This window comes from Spirillospora sp. NPDC048819 (genome assembly GCF_040650055.1).
Lineage (GTDB): Bacteria > Actinomycetota > Actinomycetes > Streptosporangiales > Streptosporangiaceae > Spirillospora.
Genome location: NZ_JBEZGN010000021.1, coordinates 116,354 through 137,606, shown reverse-complemented (window position 1 = coordinate 137,606; position 21,253 = coordinate 116,354). Strand labels below are relative to the sequence as shown.

The 21,253-nt window shown below is 68.0% G+C and carries 26 protein-coding genes, 1 tRNA gene and 1 pseudogene; 12 read left to right on the top strand and 16 right to left on the bottom strand.

All coding sequences use genetic code 11. The annotated features are described in order from the left end of the window. Positions 1-115: 115 nt before the first annotated feature. Together AB0C35_RS26420 and AB0C35_RS26415 are read right to left on the bottom strand one after the other, a co-directional pair. Positions 116-289, bottom strand: a complete 174-nt coding sequence (locus AB0C35_RS26420) for a DUF397 domain-containing protein (protein WP_132054668.1) — start codon at positions 287-289, stop codon at positions 116-118. Beyond that, entirely contained in the window at positions 280-1,062 is a 783-nt protein-coding gene (locus AB0C35_RS26415; protein WP_358460863.1) for a helix-turn-helix transcriptional regulator, read from the bottom strand. Before AB0C35_RS26415 ends, AB0C35_RS26420 begins: the two co-directional genes overlap by 10 nt. A 152-nt stretch (positions 1,063-1,214) precedes the next feature. Here AB0C35_RS26415 and AB0C35_RS26410 point away from each other — a divergent pair, with 152 nt between their 5' ends. Beyond that, entirely contained in the window at positions 1,215-1,607 is a 393-nt protein-coding gene (locus tag AB0C35_RS26410; protein WP_358460860.1) for an ATP-binding protein, read from the top strand. Between the two features lie 53 nt (positions 1,608-1,660). Then, positions 1,661-1,855 (top strand): hypothetical protein, encoded by a 195-nt coding sequence (locus AB0C35_RS26405; RefSeq protein WP_358460857.1) that lies wholly within the window; start codon positions 1,661-1,663, stop codon positions 1,853-1,855. A gap of 67 nt (positions 1,856-1,922) precedes the next feature. On the opposite strand, the gene AB0C35_RS26400 is transcribed toward AB0C35_RS26405, so the two are convergent. The 4 genes from AB0C35_RS26400 to AB0C35_RS26385 form a co-directional block, all read right to left on the bottom strand. Then, positions 1,923-3,737 (bottom strand): hypothetical protein, encoded by a 1,815-nt coding sequence (locus tag AB0C35_RS26400; RefSeq protein WP_358460854.1) that lies wholly within the window; start codon positions 3,735-3,737, stop codon positions 1,923-1,925. Positions 3,738-3,758: 21 nt separating this feature from the next. Then, the gene (locus AB0C35_RS26395; protein ID WP_358460851.1) at positions 3,759-4,091 is read right to left on the bottom strand and encodes a hypothetical protein; all 333 of its coding nucleotides are present in this window, start codon (positions 4,089-4,091) and stop codon (positions 3,759-3,761) included. A 260-nt stretch (positions 4,092-4,351) separates the two neighbouring features. Continuing rightward, positions 4,352-5,233: a transposase gene (locus AB0C35_RS26390; protein ID WP_358460848.1), complete on the bottom strand. Its 882-nt coding sequence runs from the start codon at positions 5,231-5,233 to the stop codon at positions 4,352-4,354. Between the two features lie 173 nt (positions 5,234-5,406). Beyond that, positions 5,407-6,114 carry a hypothetical protein gene (locus tag AB0C35_RS26385; protein WP_358460845.1) on the bottom strand — a complete coding sequence of 236 codons (708 nt, stop codon included), beginning with the start codon at positions 6,112-6,114 and terminating at the stop codon, positions 5,407-5,409. A gap of 535 nt (positions 6,115-6,649) precedes the next feature. Here AB0C35_RS26385 and AB0C35_RS26380 point away from each other — a divergent pair. The 3 genes from AB0C35_RS26380 (at position 6,650) to AB0C35_RS26370 (ending at position 7,605) form a co-directional block, all read left to right on the top strand. Beyond that, positions 6,650-7,063: a hypothetical protein gene (locus tag AB0C35_RS26380; RefSeq protein WP_358460842.1), complete on the top strand. Its 414-nt coding sequence runs from the start codon at positions 6,650-6,652 to the stop codon at positions 7,061-7,063. Positions 7,064-7,269: 206 nt separating this feature from the next. Next, positions 7,270-7,473, top strand: a complete 204-nt coding sequence (locus AB0C35_RS26375) for a hypothetical protein (RefSeq protein WP_358460839.1) — start codon at positions 7,270-7,272, stop codon at positions 7,471-7,473. 12 nt (positions 7,474-7,485) lie between these two features. Continuing rightward, a tRNA-Ser gene (locus tag AB0C35_RS26370) sits at positions 7,486-7,605 on the top strand. 499 nt (positions 7,606-8,104) lie between these two features. Here AB0C35_RS26370 and AB0C35_RS26365 read toward each other — a convergent pair. Next, positions 8,105-8,335 (bottom strand): hypothetical protein, encoded by a 231-nt coding sequence (locus AB0C35_RS26365; protein WP_358460836.1) that lies wholly within the window; start codon positions 8,333-8,335, stop codon positions 8,105-8,107. Continuing rightward, entirely contained in the window at positions 8,332-8,583 is a 252-nt protein-coding gene (locus AB0C35_RS26360) for a DUF1876 domain-containing protein (RefSeq protein WP_358460833.1), read from the bottom strand. Before AB0C35_RS26360 ends, AB0C35_RS26365 begins: the two co-directional genes overlap by 4 nt. Before the next feature lie 395 nt (positions 8,584-8,978). Here AB0C35_RS26360 and AB0C35_RS26355 point away from each other — a divergent pair, with 395 nt between their 5' ends. Next, positions 8,979-10,130, top strand: a complete 1,152-nt coding sequence (locus tag AB0C35_RS26355; protein ID WP_358460830.1) for a magnesium and cobalt transport protein CorA — start codon at positions 8,979-8,981, stop codon at positions 10,128-10,130. A 121-nt stretch (positions 10,131-10,251) separates the two neighbouring features. Here the strand turns inward: AB0C35_RS26355 and AB0C35_RS26350 are convergent, their stop codons facing one another. Next, positions 10,252-10,380 carry a hypothetical protein gene (locus tag AB0C35_RS26350; protein WP_358460827.1) on the bottom strand — a complete coding sequence of 43 codons (129 nt, stop codon included), beginning with the start codon at positions 10,378-10,380 and terminating at the stop codon, positions 10,252-10,254. 244 nt (positions 10,381-10,624) lie between these two features. Beyond that, positions 10,625-11,503: a universal stress protein gene (locus AB0C35_RS26345; RefSeq protein ID WP_358460824.1), complete on the bottom strand. Its 879-nt coding sequence runs from the start codon at positions 11,501-11,503 to the stop codon at positions 10,625-10,627. Positions 11,504-12,185: 682 nt separating this feature from the next. Here AB0C35_RS26345 and AB0C35_RS26340 point away from each other — a divergent pair. The 4 genes from AB0C35_RS26340 (at position 12,186) to AB0C35_RS26325 (ending at position 16,229) form a co-directional block, all read left to right on the top strand. After that, positions 12,186-13,553 (top strand): amino acid permease, encoded by a 1,368-nt coding sequence (locus AB0C35_RS26340; protein WP_358460822.1) that lies wholly within the window; start codon positions 12,186-12,188, stop codon positions 13,551-13,553. 14 nt (positions 13,554-13,567) lie between these two features. Then, the gene (locus tag AB0C35_RS26335; RefSeq protein ID WP_358460820.1) at positions 13,568-14,782 is read left to right on the top strand and encodes an arginine deiminase; all 1,215 of its coding nucleotides are present in this window, start codon (positions 13,568-13,570) and stop codon (positions 14,780-14,782) included. A 52-nt stretch (positions 14,783-14,834) separates the two neighbouring features. Next, positions 14,835-15,758: a carbamate kinase gene (locus tag AB0C35_RS26330; protein ID WP_358460818.1), complete on the top strand. Its 924-nt coding sequence runs from the start codon at positions 14,835-14,837 to the stop codon at positions 15,756-15,758. A gap of 111 nt (positions 15,759-15,869) precedes the next feature. Continuing rightward, a complete protein-coding gene (locus tag AB0C35_RS26325) occupies positions 15,870-16,229 on the top strand; it encodes a pyridoxamine 5'-phosphate oxidase family protein (protein ID WP_358460816.1) in 360 nt (119 codons plus the stop codon). Positions 16,230-16,779: 550 nt separating this feature from the next. On the opposite strand, the gene AB0C35_RS26320 is transcribed toward AB0C35_RS26325, so the two are convergent. Further along, positions 16,780-16,953, bottom strand: a complete 174-nt coding sequence (locus AB0C35_RS26320; protein WP_358460814.1) for a hypothetical protein — start codon at positions 16,951-16,953, stop codon at positions 16,780-16,782. A gap of 463 nt (positions 16,954-17,416) precedes the next feature. On the opposite strand from AB0C35_RS26320, the gene gap reads away from it, so the two are divergent. Beyond that, positions 17,417-18,415 carry a type I glyceraldehyde-3-phosphate dehydrogenase gene (gap, locus tag AB0C35_RS26315; protein WP_358460812.1) on the top strand — a complete coding sequence of 333 codons (999 nt, stop codon included), beginning with the start codon at positions 17,417-17,419 and terminating at the stop codon, positions 18,413-18,415. Between the two features lie 20 nt (positions 18,416-18,435). On the opposite strand, the gene AB0C35_RS26310 is transcribed toward gap, so the two are convergent. The 3 genes and pseudogenes from AB0C35_RS26310 to AB0C35_RS26300 all read right to left on the bottom strand — a co-directional run bounded on the left by AB0C35_RS26310 (position 18,436) and on the right by AB0C35_RS26300 (position 19,366). Further along, positions 18,436-18,675 (bottom strand): hypothetical protein, encoded by a 240-nt coding sequence (locus tag AB0C35_RS26310; protein WP_358460810.1) that lies wholly within the window; start codon positions 18,673-18,675, stop codon positions 18,436-18,438. A gap of 197 nt (positions 18,676-18,872) precedes the next feature. Next, positions 18,873-19,034, bottom strand: a complete 162-nt coding sequence (locus AB0C35_RS26305) for a hypothetical protein (RefSeq protein ID WP_358460809.1) — start codon at positions 19,032-19,034, stop codon at positions 18,873-18,875. Between the two features lie 12 nt (positions 19,035-19,046). Next, positions 19,047-19,366: pseudogene (locus AB0C35_RS26300) on the bottom strand (thioredoxin domain-containing protein). On the opposite strand from AB0C35_RS26300, the gene AB0C35_RS26295 reads away from it, so the two are divergent. Beyond that, a complete protein-coding gene (locus tag AB0C35_RS26295) occupies positions 19,365-19,691 on the top strand; it encodes a DUF302 domain-containing protein (RefSeq protein ID WP_358460806.1) in 327 nt (108 codons plus the stop codon). The pseudogene AB0C35_RS26300 and the gene AB0C35_RS26295 overlap by 2 nt on opposite strands. Positions 19,692-19,703: 12 nt before the next feature. Here the strand turns inward: AB0C35_RS26295 and AB0C35_RS26290 are convergent, their stop codons facing one another. Then, on the bottom strand, positions 19,704-20,606 hold the full coding sequence (locus tag AB0C35_RS26290; protein ID WP_358460803.1) for a sulfite exporter TauE/SafE family protein: 903 nt from the start codon (positions 20,604-20,606) through the stop codon (positions 19,704-19,706). After that, entirely contained in the window at positions 20,606-21,172 is a 567-nt protein-coding gene (locus AB0C35_RS26285; protein WP_358460800.1) for a rhodanese-like domain-containing protein, read from the bottom strand. The genes AB0C35_RS26290 and AB0C35_RS26285 overlap by 1 nt, the downstream gene beginning before the upstream one ends. Positions 21,173-21,253: the final 81 nt, after the last annotated feature.

Sequence of the window (21,253 nt, the reverse complement as noted above, 5' to 3'; positions counted from 1 at the left end):
AAGCCTCGCGGCACCCCGATTCCCTGGCCTGCTTACGGCGTGTGCCGACAGAGGGCAAACAACAGAAGCCCCGGTCCCTCGCGGGCCGGGGCTTCCTCGGTGTCATGTCCGGGCGTTAGCGCTTCAGAGTCGCCAGGAGGCTCGCGAATTCGTCGCGGCGCAGGGTGAGCTTGGCGCCGGCCGGGTCTTTGCTGTCGCGGATGCCCACGGCCTCGCCGAGGTCGGCCAGTTCGACGCAGTTGTCTCCGGCCTCACCGCTGCACGACGACTTGCGCCAGGTCACGTCCATCGCTCTTTCACAACCTTCCGCATCAGCTCGACCGACGCCTTCGGCGAAAGCGCCTCCGCCTGAAGCCTACTGAAGATCTCACTGACGATCGTGAGGTCTTTCGGCTCCAAAGTCGTCTCGCCGCCGATACTGCTCTCGATGTACGCCACCTCGCTGCGGTCGGGTTGCGTGGCGATGGTGAAGGCGGCCCGGGCATCCCGCTGGTAGCCAATCGGAGCGATCTGAATCGTGACGTTCTCACGCTCCGACATCTCGATCAGATGCTCCAACTGCTCGCGCATGATCTCTGGCGACCCGACCTCGCGGAGAAGGACGGACTCGTCCAGCACAACGAACACGGTGGGGGCATTCGGCTTGGTGAGGGTGCTCTGACGCCGCAGCCGGTCGAGGACGGCTTCATCGTTGCCGAGGATCACTCTCGCGTACGGCTCGGTCTGGAGGAGCCCGTAGACAATCCTGGTCTCGAACGCGCGCAGCGAGTCAGCGGACGCCTCGGCTCGCGGGAAGTCTGCGAAGAACTTCGGGTAGCTGCTGGAACGCAGGACTTCGTCCCATTCATCGACCAGGGCGGTACCCGAGTCCAGCGCCTTGTCCAGTCGTTCGGCGAAGTCCCTGCGGCACTTGGTGCGTCCGGACTCGACCTGCGAGATGTAGCTGCGGGTGACTGCTGCCCGTGCTGCGAGTTCCGTCCGATTGAGCCCTGCTTCTTCTCGGAGGCGCGTGACCTCTGCGCCGAAGGAGACGGTCTTCGATGTCGGTTTGCGTGCGGCCACTGCTTCGCCTCCACGTGAGCGAGGGGAACCCACCTACCAGCGATCGTCAGCGCCACGTGTGTGCTGGGGCGCTTCGGTGGTAACGCTACGCGGCGGAGTTCAGTCTGTGCGGTGAGTTACCGAAAACCGTCCTGGCAGCGAAGGTCGTGCCGATGTACGCAGCACCGCAAGCTCCTGAAGTCCCGACGCTCGTCCTCGATTCCACCGATCAGGCACCACGCCTTGCGCGCCGGTTCCTCGCCGAACAGTTCGCCGGCTGGGGCATCACCGACGACTACACAGGCCGCCTCGTGGTCTGCGAGCTGACCACGAACGCCTACAGGCACGGCGAAGGCCCGATCGTCGTCCGGCTCTTCCTCGACCCGGACGATGGGCAACCAGTGATCGAGGTATCGGATACCGGTACGGGCCATCCCACCGTCCAGCCCCAGAACGACGCCGCCACCTCCGGCCGCGGTCTGCAGCTCATGGCGGAGCTCGTGCACGAGTGGGGAGTCAAACGCCTCGCCGGAGACCGCAAGGTCGTCTGGGCCAAGCTGCCCTGATCATGCGAGATGGAAGGCAAAGAGCGCTGGGACCACGCTCCGGTGACGAGACGATGCGAGTCACGTTGCTGCTACTGCAGTACCTCTTCCCGGAATGGTCGATCACGCTGGATCGAGAAGGGATCTGGAGGGCGACGAGGCGCGTCCTGATCTCGGCGTCCGACCTGGACGGATTTCTGGACCTGCTCCACACCGCCGACCCGGAAGCCTGCGAGCGCGCCATCCTCCAGCTCCGAGAGCCCGGATGAGCGACAGGCGAGAAGCAGCCCCTCCCTGAGATGAGGCTGGCAGGCGTCGCGATCGAGAGCCGTTCGATCACGGCCGTCGTCGACCGGGGCGGACTGGGCCCGTAGGAGCCGACGGCGCTGTTCTGCTCTGTGCATTCTGCGGCAGCGGAGCCCACGCATTCGGGAAGGCGGCCATGGCCAGGCGCGCTTGTGCGTTCGGGCCGGCCGGCGTGGGTGCGGGGGCATGGCCTGCTGGTCGTGCTTGTCGCGTGTGCGCGGCGGCCCTTCGAGCGGCGTCGGCCTGGGCGTGACGTCCCTGAAGGTGGCGCAGCTGAGCGAGGGTATCGAGCAGGGTGATGAAGTTGGCGATGAGCAGCATCATCGACACCACCGTTCGGTCCTTCGCTGTGCCAGTGAGCGCGAGCAGGCGGGCTGTGGTGCGCAGCGCGTTGCCCGCCGGAGTCGGAAAGGGGATGCGGCCGTGGGAGGCGCGGGCCGCGCGGTCGTAGGCATCGGCGGCACGGTGGAGGTGACGGTTGCCGGTGGCTCGGGCTGCGACGTGGAGGGCATCAGAGGCTGCCCAGCAGGCGTCCTGTGCGGCATGCGGGTTGGTGACAAGGTGCCGCCGGATCTCGGCGGTGGCGAAGGCGGCGGCGCGGGATGCGTCGTCGTAGAACGCCTGGCGCTCCTCCGGCGTCAGCTCATCGTGGTCGGCGGTCGGCTCGCGGTGCGCGAGAGGCGTGGCCCAGCGCTGGCGGAGACGGGATAGTGATAGGTCATCGGCGAGACGGCTGCCGGGATACCACGTGGGCTCTTCGCCATCGTGTTCAGGGGCGAAAGCGATGGCGTAGCCGGTGATCTGCCCGTGAACGATCTGGCTGTAGCGCAGCTTGACCAGAAGCTCCTCGCCCCGGAGCCGGTCGAGGAACTCGTTGGTCGTCGCCGACTCGTCCACCGCGCGGCGGACGACCGTCCGCAGCACGGCCCGTCTCGTCCGCTCGGACAGATGCCGTCCATCCAGCGGTCGGAACGGGGACGAAGCGCGGACGGACCCGTCCGCGCCCGTCCACCGGCGGCGAAGCTTGGGCAGAGTGAGGTCGGCAGCGAGCTTCCCGCCGCCGTACCAAACGGGACGTCCATCGCCGTTCAGATCGTCGGGGAGGGCGACGGCGTAGCCGGTCATCTCGCCGGCCGTCCGCTCGCTGAAACGCCAGCGGATCAGGACACCCTCGTCACGCAGCCGCCGGAAGAACTCCGTTTCACTGCTGGCTCCGGCCGCCGCCGTCTGGACTGTGCGCCGCAGAAGCGTGCGGGACGGTAGCGGCCGGCCGTGTCGGGCGGCTTTCTCGATCTCGCCCCGGCTCGGCCGCCGCGCCGCCGTCCGGTCCGCCGGAGCCGTCCGCCGCAACCCGTACCGCTGCTCGACCGCGCGGCAAGCGTCCCGGACGCGGTAGCCGTCGTTCCACACATCGGGCCGACCGCCGTCCTGGCGCGCCAAAGTCGCCACGATGTGGACATGGTCGGCGGCATGCCGGACGGCCACCCACCGGACCGCACCGAAGTCCCCGTCCGGAGCGAGCCCGACCCGGTCCATCACCTCATGAGCGATCCGGGCCCACTGCTGATCGGACATGACCAGGTCCTCGGGCGCCGCCCGCAATGGAAGATGCCACACCGGTTGCCGATAGTTCCGCTCCCCCAGCAGCGCCAACGGCTGCGTGAGCAGCGCGTCCAAACGCCGAAAATCCCGGCTCCCATCCGCCCGCACACCCGGTTCCAGCTCCGGCGCGCTCCGGAAGCCCGCCACCATATGGGGATCGCGATGCTCCTCGTGCCGGCCAGGACCGTACAGGTAGCGCAGCAGCCCCTGGACACGTTCTCCGCGACGGATCTTCCCGATCAACCACGACCCCCGGCCGACCGGTCACGGGAGCCGATGCCGCAACTCCTGAGCCAGCTCATCGAGTCGGTCAATGCTGCGCGCCGCCGCCTGCACGTACCAGCGAAGCTGCTCGACCAGCTCACCGGAATTCAACGCCGCAACGGCCTGATTGAGATTCACGCCGATTCGCTGCACCTGCCCGGCGGCGAACAACACCGCCGCCAACGCCTCCCGCAGCACCGCGTACTCCGAAACCACTCGCCCCTGCGCCGCCGCCAAACTCGCCTGCGCAGCGAACGCCCCCAACGCCAGCCCCTCGTTCGCCGCCGCAGCCGCCAAAACCGCATACTCCTGCTCCGACAGCGCGATCCTCACCGACCGACTCCGCTGCTGCGACCGAACCGAACGCCGCCTCCGCGGTACCCCCGAACCCGACACCGACTTGCCTACCTCGACCGTATGCCTCACCCCTCCGGGATCGCGCCCGATCCCCTCTGCCCGTGGCTGGACCACGCCCGGTCCAGCCCCACAAATGAACGTTGCCTATTACTTGCTCCGCCACGGCGAAGCCCCGAGACCTGCTGGCGCTCCGCCCCGTCCTGACAATCGAAAACGTTGATACGGCGAACGGACGTCTAAAAACACTGAACATCATCCTGGACGAGCCCCCCGGGCCAACGCCAGTTCGGCGCTCGGCGTGGCGCACCTTGCCAACGGTCTCTCCAGGTCGCCACCGACGAGTGCGAGCACAAGACCAGAGCGTCACTGAGCCTCAGCGATACACCATCCACGGCTTCCCCTGCGTCGCGGCAGCCTGCTCCGGTCAGTGATCTCCCGGATCCGGTCGCGGGCGTGCCGCATGGCCCTGTCGGTGGGCCAGCGCGCGAGGAACACAAAGCCACGTCTGCCGTTGACGCCTCGGGATCTGACGAGCCGGTGATGAAAGCCCAGAAAATCCAGGGAGTCGCGAACACCACGTGTTCGGACACCCGGTCGCGTTCGCGGCGGTCGGGGCCGGCGGCCTGCTCGCGGGGCAGATACGGGCGGGCGCCGACCAGGGCGTGTCCGGCGGCGGTGGCGAAACTGCAGTACACGACGTTGATGGCGTTGGAGACCCGGCCCGCGCAGCCGACGTACTGGCGTTTGACGCCAACGGTGTCGGTGCCCTTCTTCTCCTGCCCGGACTCGTCCAGGATCACGACCGCGTCGCCGTCGTCCAGCCGCTGGCACACCAGTGTCCGGACGGCGACCATCGCGCCCATCGTGTCCCATTTGGCGCCGCCCAGCAGGTGCTGCATCCTGCCGGGCGTGGTGTCCCCGGCGTGTTCGGCGATGCTCCAGCAGTTCTTGCGCGGCAGATCGCTCATCAACGCGCGTACATATTTGCGGGCTTGGGCGCGGGGTTCCCACCTGCGAAAACACCTGGCCATGTCCGCCATCAGGTCATCAAGATGGCCATCGACCGCCTCAGCCTCTACCATGGCGGCGGCAGCCGCCCCCAGATCATTGATCGTCACACATCAAGATCACCGGGCGGCTGTCTCACGTTACAGCGCCTGCCGGTCCACACAGATCACGATCTCGGACTGCCGTACTATGCTCCGCGACGAGCAGCCCTACCAACCCGCCCAAAAAATCACCGCTCAGGCGGCCCAAGCCGCTTTCGAATCCCATTGGGACACCCCCGAGCCTAATCGAGTTGTGCCACACCGGCCCGCTGCAACTCCCGAAGTATTTTGAGTTCGTCCACAAAACGTGTCCGGTGCCTCCCCGTCGCAAGGATCACGTCAGGCCATCCATTGTCCAGCAACATGCCAATTTTCACCCCGATAACGCTTTCCATGACACCTTGAATGGTGCGCCACTCCCCAAGAAGCGCCTGCTCGAATGTCATAACGATCTGAGTCTCAGGGTTTCTACGAATCACTTGGGAGGGGATCCCACGTATACTGACCTCCCCCTGCACTTCGGATATATCGAGAGCCCAGTCGCCCGCTTTTATCAGGTTCTGATAAAAGGAAGTGTTCGCTTCTCGATAGGCTTCTTTCGTCGAATTAGGGGCGGAGTCGAGCAGATCACCGAGCACGTTGGTCACATGGAACGTCCCGCGAAACGTGACGTGGCAAAAGACACAGCCAGCTATCACGAAAAGTTGTCGATCACTAAGCATTCGAACACCGTCGACCGTCGAATCTTCGATCAGTGCTCCCTGTACCGCCATCTGGTCAATAACATTGTTGACCAGTGTGAGCCTAGTGAAACGAGGCCGCTGGCGCGGGTCTCCAGGTAGATCGATTCTGCAGCCGGTGATCTCACACTCCTCGATCAACATCCCTTCGATGGATGTTCCTGCACCTGCGCGCTGGCCGACGATGACCTGGCCGCGCCGAACGATCATGGCAATACCTTTATCACTAGGGAAACTTCGGCTCCACGTGGGCCGTCCGCGGCAACCGTCCGCTACCGAAGGGTACCTGACGATAGTCGATGTAGTAGCGAGGATCGACGTAAGGCCGGTTTATATGACGAAAGAATGCGCTTGACGAGTTGGTCGTGACTTCGTACATGAGGAGGTTTCTAAGGCCGACGAAGTCCGGCATCGACTTTCCACCGACAGCCAGGAAGTTGTTGGCAATGTCCGGATGCTCGGCTGCGGCCCGCTCTACGGCCTTGCCGAAGTTGACACGCCCGAGCCATGCCTTGTCCTTTGCCAGTGCTGCCGCAATCTCTTCTTCGCTGAGCCTCCGCTACGAACGCCACGGCCACCTGTTCAACGCCTTCCTCGTCCTGGCAGCCGCCATCACCTGTACAAGAAACTCGCCAAACAGCCCACATGAGACACGCTCTTTTTCATCTCTCTGGCTCCCGAGATCAGTAAGCGACTGGGGCAGATTAACAAAGCGCTTTCCACAAAGCAGCAACTGCGCCTGCGGATGGCGATTCACACCGGAGACCTCATCCATGATGATCATCGTGTGGTCGGTCCCGACTTGAACCTCCTCTTCCGCCTGCTCGATGCTCCTGCCCTCCGAGCGCGTTTCGAACAGGGCGACTTCGCCCTGATTGTGTCCGAGGGTGTGTACGAACGCGTGATCGAGTGGGACATCGGGATGATCGAGCGTAAAGATTTCGAGCCTCTTCCCATCGAGCGCACGAAGCCTGAACGGTCTGGGCTCAACGAGGAGGGAGAAAAACCGATTTGCGTTGCCTATGCGTCGCTGCCTCCTCAGCCGAATTCTCGGGTCAGCGATCGTTCGGCGCCGAACGAAGGGCCGGACGTCCATGCCCAACTCGAACAACTGGTGAAACGGATGCAGGACCTCTTGCGCGAGGACGACCTGAGCTAATCCCGACTCTCGGGTAGGGCCGATTCCCGAAGTGTGGAAACCAACCACTGAGGGCCGCCTGGGTCAGCGACGAACTTGCACCCTGATCTGTACGCCACCCACGAAGGCGGCACCCGCGCCGGCCATGCCTAGAGGGGCGGGAGCCTGGTCGGCGCGGCGGGGCCCGACGCCCAAGGCGACGCGGTGGCTGGAGGCGACCGCAGGACATGGCTCGCGCCGCGTTGTTCCAATTCTTGATGCGGGTCCGTGCTTTGCCTGTAGACCTCGTCACCGGTGGCCCTGCACTTGCCGGAAGCTTCATCCGTGCAGGCCAGGCGAAAGACCGCCGCCAAGCAACCCGCGAGATCACCAACGGTCCATGGCGGCTCGTTGTCGGCTCGGCGGTTTCGAAACGGATCGGCATGCAGTGACATTGAACAGCAGGGAAATCGGGCGAGATGCGGACGGTTCGGCATGCAATGCCAGTGTGCAACCCGTTCCGACACGACAATTTCGGACTTTTAATCCGTAGGCTGTGGGTTCGAGTCCCACGCGACCCACCACCCCTCACCAGGGCAAACACAAATTTCGCCCGGTATGCCGCCCGCCGGTTCTGCCCGGGTTCGTCCCTCCGTCTGCTCGCCGTCTGATCGGCGGCTCGATCCGGGCCTCCATCGATCCTGGTCAGGCCTCGAATCTCCCCCCCCGTCGTCACCGGCTGTGGCGCTGTTACTGCAGTCAGTACACCCACTTGGTCATCGTTCAGATCGACCGGCTTGACCCGTCGGCGAATCATTGACACCGACACTCGACCGAGTGCCACTCGACAGCGCCGCCGCGGCGGCGGTCAGCACGTCCTCGTCCCGCTGCTCGCCGGGGTGCCGACGAGCAGTGGCCCGCGCTCCGGGCACGCGATCGACTCGGCGTAGAGACGGCGGTCGGCCGGTGGCAGATCCCTCGGAGGCACTGCGGAGGGTGATGAAACCCGCCGGGACGGACGAGCTGTCCAGCCGCGTCTCCGTCACCCCATTCACCGACGCCGCAACCGGCGCCTCGGCGACGTCAGTCCCGGGCTCGTCTGGCGTCGTGGACGACGCTCGCGAGTTTCGTCATGAGGAGCAGGACGGCCAGCGCGATCACGCAGAACAGCACGAGGAGGGGCGCAACGCCGAGCCGCAGGGCACCGGACGTCACCACCGCTGCGACCGCCACGAGCCCGAGGTATTGAAGGCCCGGCGACCCGGTCGAGACGGCCCGGCCCTGAGGACCGGAGCCGTCCAGGTCGGTGTTCACTGCGGACCCGCGAGTTGGGCGATGTCCTCGCTGGCGATCTGGTGGAGCCGGTCGGCCAGATCGGCCAGCGCCCGGCTCACCGCGAGCTCGTCGCCGATCTCCGGGACCTTGCGGTCAACAGGGTTGCGGCGTGCGCGGCCATGTCCAGTGGTCTTCTTCTCACTGCCGCTGAGAAGGACGGCGCGCGCGGCGGTGTCCGTGCCGTCTTCGGCGATGTAGAGCTCCACGCCCCATTCCTTGGCCTTCATGGCGGGCCTCCCTCAATGGCGGTTCATCTTCATCGTCCGAGGGCGACCGAGAGCCCGGAAGGGCCGGAAGTCCCACTCGCAAAAGGCGAATGATCTGCGATGACAATGTCGACGGATGCATGTCGGATGGCGGCGCGTCCCCAGACGTCTCCCACCTGGCCAGCGGCTAAAAGTTCGTCGCCCACGGCGAGCTCGGCTTCCTGGCCGCCGCGGCTCTGGCCTGCGTCCTAGCCAGGGTGTTCCCCGGCCGCCGCGCCGCCAGAGATCGGCATTATCCGCGCCGTCACCACCGAATGACCGCCCGCGCGGCGCCGACGGCATCGAGGGGTGACAGCGACACTATGGACACTGGCGTGGAGAACCCCACGGCGAGGCCCGTCCCATGTGGAGGTCTGGTGGTCGATCGGCGTGTGCGGCCGCTCAAACAGCGGCCCCTCCGGCCCGGCGAACCGGGAGGCGAAGAGCAGCTCGCACCCGAGCACATGATGCATCCCCGTCCGGCGGAACCGTACTGGGCCGACACCGACGGCCCGGTGGACAGCGGCATCTACGTGGAGGGCGTCCGCCGCCGGTCCCCGGCGAGCCTGACCGACACCTACCGCGAACTGGCGGCGATGGGCGACGGGGCCATGGCCTGGATCGGGCTCGACCGCCCGTCGCAGGCCCAGCTGTGGTCGCTGGCCGAGCGGTTCGGCCTGCACGAGCTGGCGATCGAGGACGCGATCGTGGCGCACCAGCGTCCCAAGCTGGAACGGTACGGTAACAACCTGTTCGTGGTGCTGCGCACCGCCCGGTACCTGGACCGGACCGAGGAGGTCGACTTCGGAGAGGTGCACGCGTTCATCGGCGAGAACTTCGTGCTGACGGTGCGGCACGGCGAGTCGCCCGACCTTGCCTCCGTGCGCAGGGAGTTGGAAGCCGAGCCCGAACTGCTGGCCCTGGGGCCCCAGGCCGTGCTGTACGCGATCCTCGACGCGGCCGTGGACGGCTACGCACCCGTCATCGCCGGACTGCAGAACGCGATCGACGAGATCGAGACCGAGGTCTTCGACGGCGAGCCTGCCGTGTCCCGGCGCATCTACGAACTCTCCCGCGAGGTCATCGAGTTCCACCGCGCCGCCCGGCCGCTGATCCCGATGCTGGCCGAGGTGTCGGCCGAGTTCGTGAAGCGCGGCATCGACGAGGAGATACACCGGTACCTGCGCGACATCCATGACCACGCCACCATCGTGGTGGAACGCGTGGACGGCTTCCGGCAGAACCTCCAGAACATCTTGACGGTCAACGCCGCCCTCGTCGGCCAGGCGCAGAACGAGGAGATGAGACGCCTGTCCGAAGCGGGATACGCGCAGAACGAGCAGGTCAAGAGGATCTCCGGGTGGGCGGCCATCCTGTTCGCGCCGACCCTGGTTGGCACGATCTACGGGATGAATTTCCGCCACATGCCCGAACTGCACTGGCTGCTCGGCTACCCGTTCGCGCTGGCGCTCATGGCCATCGTCTGCGGCGTCCTGTATGCGGTGTTCAAGCACCGCGACTGGCTCTGACGGCGTCGGACGTCGCGCGCTGCCCTGGCCGAGCGCGGCGGCAGACGCTGGAAGAACCACGAAGGACGGTGAATAACGGTGCGACGCATCACTGTGCCTCGCGGGCCGGGCGACCTGCCCATCACGCATCGGTGACGGCTACGAGGCCGACTTCGGTCGCAGGATACGGGTTATGCGGTTGCAGTCCCAGCTGCACTTTCCACATCGCCTCTGCCAAGGCGTGGAACTGGTAGAGCAGGCGGCGCAGCACGGGAAGATCTCCGGCGTCCGCCGTTACCGTGGCATGTTCGGCGACGATCGCGAGCCGGTTGAAGCGGCGGGCTAGAAAATGCGCCAGAGCCTCACGGCGAACGCTACGACCGGCGGCGCTGCCGGCTCTGGGACGACGCGTGGGCGGACTTCGACAGTCGGCGTATGGGCCCCTGACGCCGCCGCCCACTGACGCCCAGCTTCAGGGGCATGTCCGCTGATGACCGGTGGCATCGGGGGACGTGCTAGTCGTCCGGGTCTTGGGGCGCGTGGACGACCGCTACCGGACAGGTCGCGTGCTGGACGAGGGCATGGCTGACCGATCCGAGCAGCAGGCCGCGAAAGCCGCCCAGTCCCCGCGAGCCGACGACGAGTAGACGCGCGCCTTGTGAGGCGTCCAGCAGGACTCCTCGCGGTGGCCCGAGCACGACCTCGGCCCGCACTTCCACCCCCGGGTGGAGTTCGCGCATGGGAAGCATCAACTGGTCCAGCCGTTCCCTGGCCGCCTTCCGTATTCCGGCCTCGTCCGCCAGCGGCGGAAGGCCCTTCACAGGGACCGACTCCCATGCCGCCACCGCATGCACGGACGAATCGTGCAGTTCGGCCTCGGCGAACGCCATCGCCAGTGCTGCCCGCGACGCCGGTGAACCGTCCACGCCGACCACAACGCGCCCCGGCTCGACCTCCGGGCGCCGCCCCGGGTCACCGCGGGCGATCACCACCGGGCACTGAGCGTGTGCGACCACCTGAGCGCTGACCGATCCCAGCACCATGCCAGCGAACCCGCCGAGGCCCCGTGGTCCCAGCACGAGCAAGGCGGCGCTCTGCCCCGCCTCGATCAACTCGGCGGCCGGCCGTCCGCATTCGAGCACGCCCCGCACCGGCAGGTCGGGAGCCTGCTTGCGGACGTGCTCGACACCGCCGTCCAGGGTCTCCTGCGCCACGGCCCGCAGATCCACCACGGGCATGGCCACCGGGCTCCCGATGAATGCCTCCCACGCGTGGATGACGGTCAGCGGCAGACCGCGGCTCTGGGCCTCGCCGACGGCCCAATCCAAGGCCCGAATCCCGTTCTGCGATCCGTCGTAACCGGCAACGACACCGGTGATGGCCTCTGCGTCCATGCCTTCCCCCATTCTCAGCTTCTCCAGCGGCTTCGCGCATCACCAGCCTTGCTCGCGAGCGGCCCCGCCCAAGAGGGGCATCAGTCCACAACGGGAGGGACCTTCGACCCTCGGGCGGCACCGAAGGCAGCAGGCCCCAGTTGGAATGGCCGCAAGCAGGAACGCGCAGCCTCGCCGAACCTGTGCACCGACTCAGGACGGAACGGCTGTGCGTCGGATGACAAATGACATGGCGCCCATCGCCCCGCCTTGACAGGCCCACCCCCAAGAGACGCCTTTGTCCCCCGCATGAACGACGGTCCTCCCTTCGGAACCGACCGCTCGGCCGCCAGCGACCATGCCGCCACCTCCGCCAAGCCGCTCGTTTGCGGCCGCGGGCCACATGATGCGGGGCGGGCCGACAACGGCCTCCTGGTCGCCGGCTTTGGGGCGGTCGACCTCGCTGGGGTCGGTGAGTCACGGCGTGATCCATCACGCCCGCTGGCCCCGTCGCCGCCGTGCGCCCGTATGAGTGACAACGGACCCGACGCGCCGGGCACCGCATGCCCGAATCGGGTCCGGTGGGGCCCGCAGGAGAGGACCTTGGTCCGCTGACCGGGGGACGGACGCCCGGCGCCCAGCCTGAGGGCGTGGTGATCAGCTGAGAACGCGGCGGTGACGCCGTCGATGAGAGGAGGCGCTGATGACTGCGCAACCGGCTCGCCGCAGACTGGGGCTGTGGATGACCACCGCCCTGGTGGTGGGCAACATGATCGGATCCGGCGTGTTCCTGCTGCCCAGTTCGCTGGCCGCGTACGGGCCGATCAGCCTGGTCGCCTGGGTGTTCACCGCGGCGGGAGCGATCCTGCTGGCGCTGGTGTTCGCCCGGCTCGCCCGCGCCTACCCCAAGACGGGCGGCCCGTACGCCTACGCGCGCAAAGCGTTCGGCGACTTCGTCGGGTTCCAGACCGCGTGGGGCTACTGGATCGCGATATGGGCTGGAAACGCGGCCATCGCGGTCGCGTTCGTCGGTTATCTGGCGCACTTCTGGGACGCGCTGGGTGAGGACAAGGTCCTCGCGGCGGGGGTCGGCCTGGCGGCGATCTGGCTGCTGACCGCGGTCAACGCCTACGGAATCCGCCAGGGCGGCGCCGTCCAGGTCGCCACCACGATCATCAAGCTGGTGCCTCTCCTGCTGATCGCGGTCGGCGGGATCTTCTTCGTCAAGTCCGGAAACTTCGGTGAGTTCAATGCCAGCGGCCAGGGCGCGTTCGGCGCGGTGACCGCCGTGGCCGCGCTGACGTTGTGGTCGTTCATCGGGCTGGAGTCGGCCACCGTCCCCGCCGAGGACGTGGAGAACCCGGAGAAGAACATCCCGCGCGCCACCGTCGCCGGAACGGCCGTGACCGCGCTCATCTACATTCTCGGCACCGTCGCGGTCCTCGGACTGGTGCCCGCCGCCGCACTGGCCACCTCGACCGCGCCGTTCGCCGACGCCGCCGACGCCGCGTTCGGCGGATGGGCCGCCGACCTGGTCGCGGCGGGCGCGGTGATCAGCGCGTTCGGCGCGCTCAACGGATGGATCCTGCTGCAGGGCCAGATTCCGTTGGCCGCCGCGCGGGACGGGCTGTTCCCCCGTGTGTTCGCCCGCACCGGACGGGACGGGACTCCCATCGTCGGGCTGGTGGTCTCCAGCGTCCTGGTCACCGGGCTGATGGTCATGAACTACAACGCCGGCCTGGTCGAGCAGTTCACCTTCATCATCCTGCTGGCCACGCTCACCACCGTGATTCCCTACGCCTACGCGACCGCCGCCGACCTGGTGCTGCTGGCCACCGACCGGGCCGCGTTCTCCGGCGGGCGCCTGGCCCGTGACGCCGTCATCGCGCTGCTGGCCTTCGGGTACTCGGTGTGGGCCATCGCCGGCGCCGGCTACGAGGTCGTCTACAAGGGCACGCTGCTGATCTTCGCCGGGATGCCCGTCTACGCCTGGCTGAAGTATCGCGACCAGCGCACCGCCGTCCGGGCCAGCCAGACCGGCGAGCCCGAACCACCTGCCCAAGCCGCCTAAGGGAAAGGCACCCCGTGTTCACCGTTTCCTCCGAGGTCGGGCAGCTGCGGCAGGTACTGCTGCACCGCCCCGACCTGGAACTGCTCCGCCTCACCCCCGCCAACAAGGACGACCTGCTCTTCGACGAGGTGCTGTGGGCCAAGCGCGCCCGCCAGGAACACGACGTGTTCGCCGACACCCTGCGGGAACGCGGCGTCCAGGTGCACTACCTGGCCGACCTACTCGCCGAGACCCTCAAGATCGACGATGCCCGCGCCCGAGTCCTCGACCAGACCGCATCCGACATCGCACTCGGTCCGACGGCGGCCGGACCGGTCCGCGACGTGCTGGAGGACATGGACCCCGCCGCGCTCACCGGGCACCTGATCGGCGGGCTCACCAAAGCCGAACTCGGCCTACCCGCCCACAGCCTTTTGCTGTCGTCCCTGGGCGACGGCGACTTCGTGCTGCCGCCGCTGCCCAATCACCTGTTCACCCGCGACCCGTCCGCATGGATCCACGACGGCATCACCCTTCACCCGATGGCCAAACCCGCGCGGCGCCGCGAAACCCTCCACTTGGCCGCGATTTACCGGCACCACCCGATGTTCACCGAGCAGACCGTCCCCGTCTGGTACCCGGGCGCGGACTTCACCCTTCCCTCCTTGGAAGGTGGCGACATCCACGTCCTCGGCAACGGCGCCGTCCTGGTCGGGATGAGCGAGCGCACCACCCCGCAGGCCATCGAACTGCTCGCCCAGCGGCTGTTCACCGCCGGCAGAGCACGCCATGTGATCGCCGCGCAACTGCCCAAGCGGCGGGCGTTCATGCACCTGGACACCGTCATGACAATGGTCGGCCCCGACACCTTCACCGCCTATCCAGAGCTGCCGCCGCTGCGGTCCCACACCCTGTCGCCCGGCCACGCCCACGGCCGCGAGGTGCTGGTGCACGAGAACGAGGCACTGTTCCCGGCGATCGCACGTGCGCTGGGCCTGTCCCGCGTCCACGTGCTGACCGCGCAGCAGGACGTCCGAGCCGCAGAACGCGAGCAGTGGGACGACGGCAACAACGTCCTGGCCATCGCACCCGGAGTCGTCATCGCCTACGAACGCAACGTCACCACGAACACCATGCTCCGCCACCACGACATCGAGGTCATCACCATCCCCGGCAGCGAACTCGGCCGCGGCCGCGGCGGTCCCCGATGCATGAGCTGCCCCCTTGAGCGCGACGAGGTGACCCCATGAAAGACCTCCTTCACATCACCGATCTGTTTACCGAACGGCTTAAGGGGCACCGATGAGGATCGTCGCGGCCCTGGGAGGCAACGCGCTGCTCCGCCGGGGCGACCCGCTCGACGCGTCCGTCCAGATCGGGCACATCCGTGAGGCCGTGCGCGGCCTGGCCGCCGCAGCGACCGGGAATGAACTGATCATCACCCACGGCAACGGGCCCCAGGTCGGGATGCTGGCCGTGGAGAGCGCCACCGACCCGGCACTGTCCGCGCCTTACCCCCTCGACGTCCTCGGCGCCCAGACCCAGGGCATGATCGGCTACTGGCTGGCCCGGGAACTGCGGCGGGCCATGCCCGGTCGTGAGGTCGTCGCCGTGCTCACCGAGACCGTCATCGCCCCGGACGACCCAGCGTTCGCCCACCCCACGAAGTTCGTCGGCCACACCTACTCGGCCCCCGAGGCGCAACGGCTGCGGGCCGAACACGGTTGGGCCGTGCGGCAGGACGGGGCTGCCTGGCGCAGGGTCGTCCCGTCACCTGCCCCCCGCGAGATCGTCGAACTCCCCACCATCGCCCGGCTCGTCGACGAAGGCTGCCTGGTCATCGCCGCCGGCGGTGGCGGCATCCCGGTCGACCCGGATCATCAGGGAGTCGAGGCAGTGGTGGACAAGGACCTCACCGCGGCACTGCTCGCCCAACGACTCAAAGCCGACACGCTGCTGCTCCTCACCGACGTCCCGGCCGTTATGCACGAGCACGGGACGGTGAACGCCCGCCCCATCCGCCAGATCACTCCTCGGGCGCTGCGTGCGATGGAACTGCCGAACGGCTCCATGGGCCCCAAGGCCGAGGCCGCCTGCCGCTTCGCCGAGCACCGTCAAGGCGCCGTCGCGATCATCGGCTCACTCACCGACATCACCGCGCTCCTGTCCGGCACCGCGGGCACTCGAATCGAGAACGAGAACGAGAACGAGGACTTCCGTGCCTGACCAAACCTCCTCCTGCTGGGAAGACCTCCATCCGAGGCCTGCGTTTCTCCGCCCGGAAAGGGGGTCGGGATCGCGCCTCCACGGGGTAGCACCGAGCACGAACGGAGGGCCATGAGCGACGAACTCCAATACCTTGATCCGGCCACCTGCCTCACGCTCGTCCAGCAGGTGGCCGTCGGCCGGATCGCGTGGGCCCAGGACGACGGGACTGTGACCGTCCTGCCGGTCAACTTCGTCATGGACGGCGAAGCTCTCGTCTTCACCACTGCTCCGGGCGCCAAGCTCGACGCGGTCCATGTCGGACGACCGCTCACCTTCGAGGCCGGCGACCTCGAACCGGCGCTTGGAGATCGTCATGTCTCCTCGATCATTTCCTCGACCGGGCGACGGACGGTTCCCAGTTCCTCCCATGAGGGACGCCCAGGCGCAGCAGCATCTGCGGGTGAGCGTCGTTGCAGAAGTGGGCGCTGATGAACGCATGCGGCTCGGGCACTTCGAGTGCCTGGGTGTGGAAGGCTGCTGCCAGGTCGCGTTCTGTGGCCCTCAGGAGTACACGCTGCATTGCCTGCCCTGTGCGCAGCCAATCGGGGTGCGCATCGCCGTCTGTGACCAGCACCAACGTCAGCCCGGCCTGGGCCGTCCCAACGTCTTGCGAGCTCGGCGCACCCCATCCGTGGCCACGGGCGAAGTCCCGGGCCGGGAAGTGCGGCGTGGTCTGCGGGATTTGTTGCGGGTAGGCGCGTTCCTGGACGCCGTCCGTCCGGGACGTGCGGGGCGAGGGCGCCCAGCGGGCGATCTCCGCCGCATGTGACCCCGTGCGCTGCTGGACGTGCTCGGCCACCGTGGTCAGAGCCGCCAAGGCCCCCTTGACGTCCGCGTCCATAGCCTCGACCAACCGGGCCCCTTCGCGCTCGGCGTCGTGGCGTATGGCCGCCAGGACCCCCGCGGGCACCCGTTCCGGGCGGAACCCGCCCCGGTGGGTACGGCGCCGCCGGATCTGCACGTGCTCACGCAGGATCTGCTAGTCCGGGCGCTCCCCCGACTCCAGGTCGACGTCGGCCAGAAGGTGCGGGCGATCAGGATCGGGGAGCAGCCGGACGCGTGGCGTGTACCCGAGCGCGCGCAGCGAGCTCCTCAGGTTGTAGAGCGCCGCACCACAGCTGATCAGCATCTCGCGGCCGTCCGGATCCGCCACGTCGAGACGGCGGTCGGTGTCCGCGCGAAGGGTGATCCGGGCCCCCGTGCAAGCCGAACCGCCATGGCTGGGTGTTGTGCACCGAAGGCGCCCACAGCGCGTCCTCGACGGCCTTGCGGGCATCGGCCGACACTTGGATGACCACCGGGCGCACACATGGAGGATCCATAGATGAAGCGGGGAGGAGTACTGCGCCGCTTCAGACGGCGTCGCATAGTGCACGGTGCGTGGTCGCCCACTTCTCCCTACCGCTCTATCGGGCTTCTCCCGCTCACCAACAGTGAGCATCCGCGGAGCTCCGTGCTTCCAGGGCCGAAAGTCCCTCTTCGCCACACGGCAGCGTGGACTCACCGCGACGAAGGTCCCTGACGCCGCCCACTCCGCTCGGCGGAGCCTGGAAGTAGCGGCCAAGTCGGCCCTGGACAGCCCAGGGCCGATGCCCTCCGACCGAATGGGAGACGAGATGACCATCCCAGTAGGGATCAATGGATTCGGGCGCATCGGGCGCAACTACCTGCGCCTGGCGCTGGACCGCGGCCAGGAGGTCGCCGCGATCAATGACATCACCGACACCGCCACGCTCGCGCACCTGCTTATGTACGACTCCACCTACGGGCGGCTCCGCAGGACGGTGGAACACGACGACTCGGCACTGATCGTCGATGGCCGCCGCATTCCGGTCACCGCCCATCGTGAGCCGGCCGACCTCGACTGGGGCGCGGCCGGCGCCGAGATCGTGATCGAATCCACCGGCAGGTTCCGGCGGCGCGAGGATGCCGCCGCGCATCTGAAGTCCGGCGCCCGCAAGGTGATCCTCTCGGCCCCCGGCAAGGACGTGGACGCCACGATCGTGATGGGCGTCAACGAGCACGTCTACGATTCGGACCGACACGCCGTCGTCTCCAACGCCTCGTGCACGACCAACTGTGTCGCCCCCATGGCGAAAGTCCTCCACGACGCGTTCGGGGTGGTCAGGGGCTACATGACGACCGTCCACGGCTACACCAACGACCAGAACCTTCTCGACTCACCGCACAAGGATCTGCGCCGCGCGCGTGCCGCGGCCGTGAACATGATTCCGACCAGCACGGGCGCCGCCCGCTCCGTCGGCGCGGTCATCCCCGAGTTGGCGGGGCGGTTCGACGGCATGGCCCTGCGCGTCCCCGTCGAGGACGGATCCCTTGTCGATCTTGCCTGCCTCCTCGATCGGCCGGTGACCGCCGAGGAGATCAACGAGGCGTTCACCCAGGCCGCCGACGGCCCATTCGCCGGGATCATCCGGTACAACACCCACCCGATCGTGTCCCGCGACATGATCGGCGACCCGGCCTCCTGCGTCTTCGACGCCCCGCTGACCCAATCCAGCGGTGAACTCGTGAAGGTTTTCGGCTGGTACGACAACGAATGGGGCTACACCTGCCGCCTTGCCGATCTCGTCGACCACGTCGCCGCCCGTCTGTGACGATGCCTGCACCGTCGTCGTCACCGAATCGGTACCTGTCCGCGTCCCGGGGCGCACGACGGTCCCGGTTCGGTCGCCCAGGGGTGTCCGCTCCGGCTCAGTGCAGAGCGGGTGCCCGCGGCGATCTCCAGGTTTCCGCGTGCCGAGACCACGACCGTCGCCACAGCCGCGCCCGGCGGGCTGATCACACCGTCGGCATGCACGGTGGCATTGAGCGCGGGATCGAGCTCGGTGCCCAGGTAGGCGAGGTCGGCGGTCATCGCGGCCGCGCAGGCACGCAGCCTGTGCTGGTAGACGCCCAGCGCCGAGGCCGCGGCCTCGCCACCGGACGCGGTGCGGGCTCGCAGCCTGGGCGGGACCTTCGTCCATTGCGCACGTGACGCGAGAAGTATTCCCCTGGTAGGGGAGGACGAGCATGCGAGCACTGCGGCTGCGGGAGTGGAAGTCCGATCCGGTACTAGTCGATGTCTCCGAACCCGAACCCGGGCCCGGGCAGGTCGTCATCCGCGTCGGCGGCGCGGGAGCATGCCACTCGGACCTGCATCTGCTGCGCGACTTCGAAGGCGGGCAACTCCCCTGGGCACCGCCGTTCACCGGCGATCCCGTCGTCCGGCACCATCTTCGCCGCCCCTCAGGCGCTGCGCTCGTGCTCGTGTCCCGCCTCGCGGCGTTGCACGTCGTCCATGTCCACGGCTCGGGCCTCCTCGATCAGCTTCTCCAGTTCCGGCTCGCGCAGTGCACCGGGCTGGGCGTACAGCACGACCCTGTCACGGATGATCACAAGGGTCGGGATGGAAGGAGATCTGGAATGCAGCGGCCAGTTCCTGCTGGGCTTCGGTATCGACCTTGCCGAACACGATGTCGGCGTGCTTCTCGGAGACCCGCTCGTACACAGGGGGCGAAGAAACGGCAGGGCCCGCACCAGCCGGCCCAGAAGTCGATGAGGACCATGTCGTCGCCTCCGAGGACGTCCTCGAAGTTCTCGCGCGTCGACGTGCGCGCCACGCTGCAGGAGAAGATCGGCGAGACGATTGAGGACTACCTCATCCTCGGCGCCTGTAACCCGCCGCTCGCCCACCGCGCCCTGAAGGCCGACCGTCGGATCGGTCTCCTGCTGCCCTGCAACGTCGTGGTCCGGTCCGAGGGTGACGACACCGTCGTCGAAGCGCTGGACCCTCAAGTCATGGCCATGGTGAGCGAGCACCCGGGCCTCCGGCCGGTCGCCGACGAAGCTGCCGGGAGGCTCACCGCGGCGCTGGACTCGCTGCGGAGCTGAGCAGGCCGATCATCACTGCACCGGTTCCGGAGGGATCGGGCGCTCCGCTCCCCGCCCGGTCGGTGGCCTGTGCCGCCTCATGTGCGTCAGGAATGCGGCGGTCGCGGCCACCGCAGCAATCCCTAGGGCCGCCCAGCCGCCGGGAGTGCCGAACACGGCGTGGCGCATCGTGGCCGGCGCCTCCTGGATCACCACGAATACGGCCATCACCAGGACGAACCATCCGAAGGCCTGCCGGAGCCGCTCCGGATCGATGCGCCCGGCCAGCCCTGAACCGGCGAGGCCACCGAGTACCGCCGCGCCGGTCACCGCGAGGGTCAGCGGCCAGTCGATGTGGATACCGGCGAGGTGTCCGGCCAGTCCGGCGAAGGACTTCATCGCGATGACCAGCAGCGAGGTCCCGACCGCCACGGGCATGGGAAGTCCGCCGAGCAGGACGAGAGCGGGAACGACGAGGAAGCCGCCGCCCGCCCCGACCAGCCCGGTGACGAGCCCCACGGTCACTCCTTCGGCCAGGATCCGGAGTAGGGGGCGATCCACGTGCCCGCCCGTGGGTGCGGGACGGCTGCGCAGCATCGCGACCGCGGTCACGGCCATCATCACCGCGAAGGCGGCCAGCAGTACGCCGCCCGGGATGAAGGCGGCCAGCCGTCCGCCCGCGTAGGCGCCCGCCATGCCGGCGCCGCCGAACAGGAGCCCGGTGCGCCAGCGGACGCGGCCGGTCCGGGCGTGCGGCAGGACGCCCGCCACTGAGGTCGCTCCCACCACGAACAGCGACATCGCGATCGCCTGCTTCACCTCAACTCCGGCCACGTAGACCAGGATCGGCACGGTGAGGATGGAGCCCCCGCCGCCGAGCAGACCGAGTGAGATACCGATGGCGAGCGAGGCGAGCAGGGTCATCGCGAGCGTCATCACGGCCGCCGATCCCCCAGTAGCGCGACCATGCTCTCGGCGGCGCAGGCCGGCGCGCGGTTGAAGGGCAGCTTGGCCAGCAGCATGCCCATCATGCAGGTGTTGGTCAGGGCCGCGACCGTCAGGCCGGCACCGATCGCGGCGGCCAGCCATTCCAGGCCCGGCACGACGAGTCCGCCGACGACACCGGTCAGCACCAGGAGCCCGGCGACCAGGCGCACCTGGCGTTCCAGGTCCCAGCGGGACCCGTTCCGGTTGAGCGGCGCACCGGCCGCTTCCCAGGCGACGATTCCGCCCTCCAGGATGTGCACCTTGGTCATGCCGGCCTCGACGAGCGCCCGCTCGGCCTGGCTCGCGCGGGCGCCGGTCCGGCAGATGAGAACGACGTCGTCCATGGAGCCGCGCAGCTCGGCGCGGTGTTCCCGCAGCGTGTCGAGAGGGACGTTGTAGGACCCGGGGATGTGCGCCGCGGCGAACTCGGCGGGGGTGCGCACGTCCAGCAGGCGCGGCGCGTCGGGGGCGGCGACGCGGTCGCGTAGGGACGCCGCGTCGATCTTCGAGCACATGGGCGACATATCGGTCTGCTTTCGTCGGTTGGGGGCCGGTTCCGGGCCCGGGTGCGGGCAGGGACCCGGAACGGAGATCGG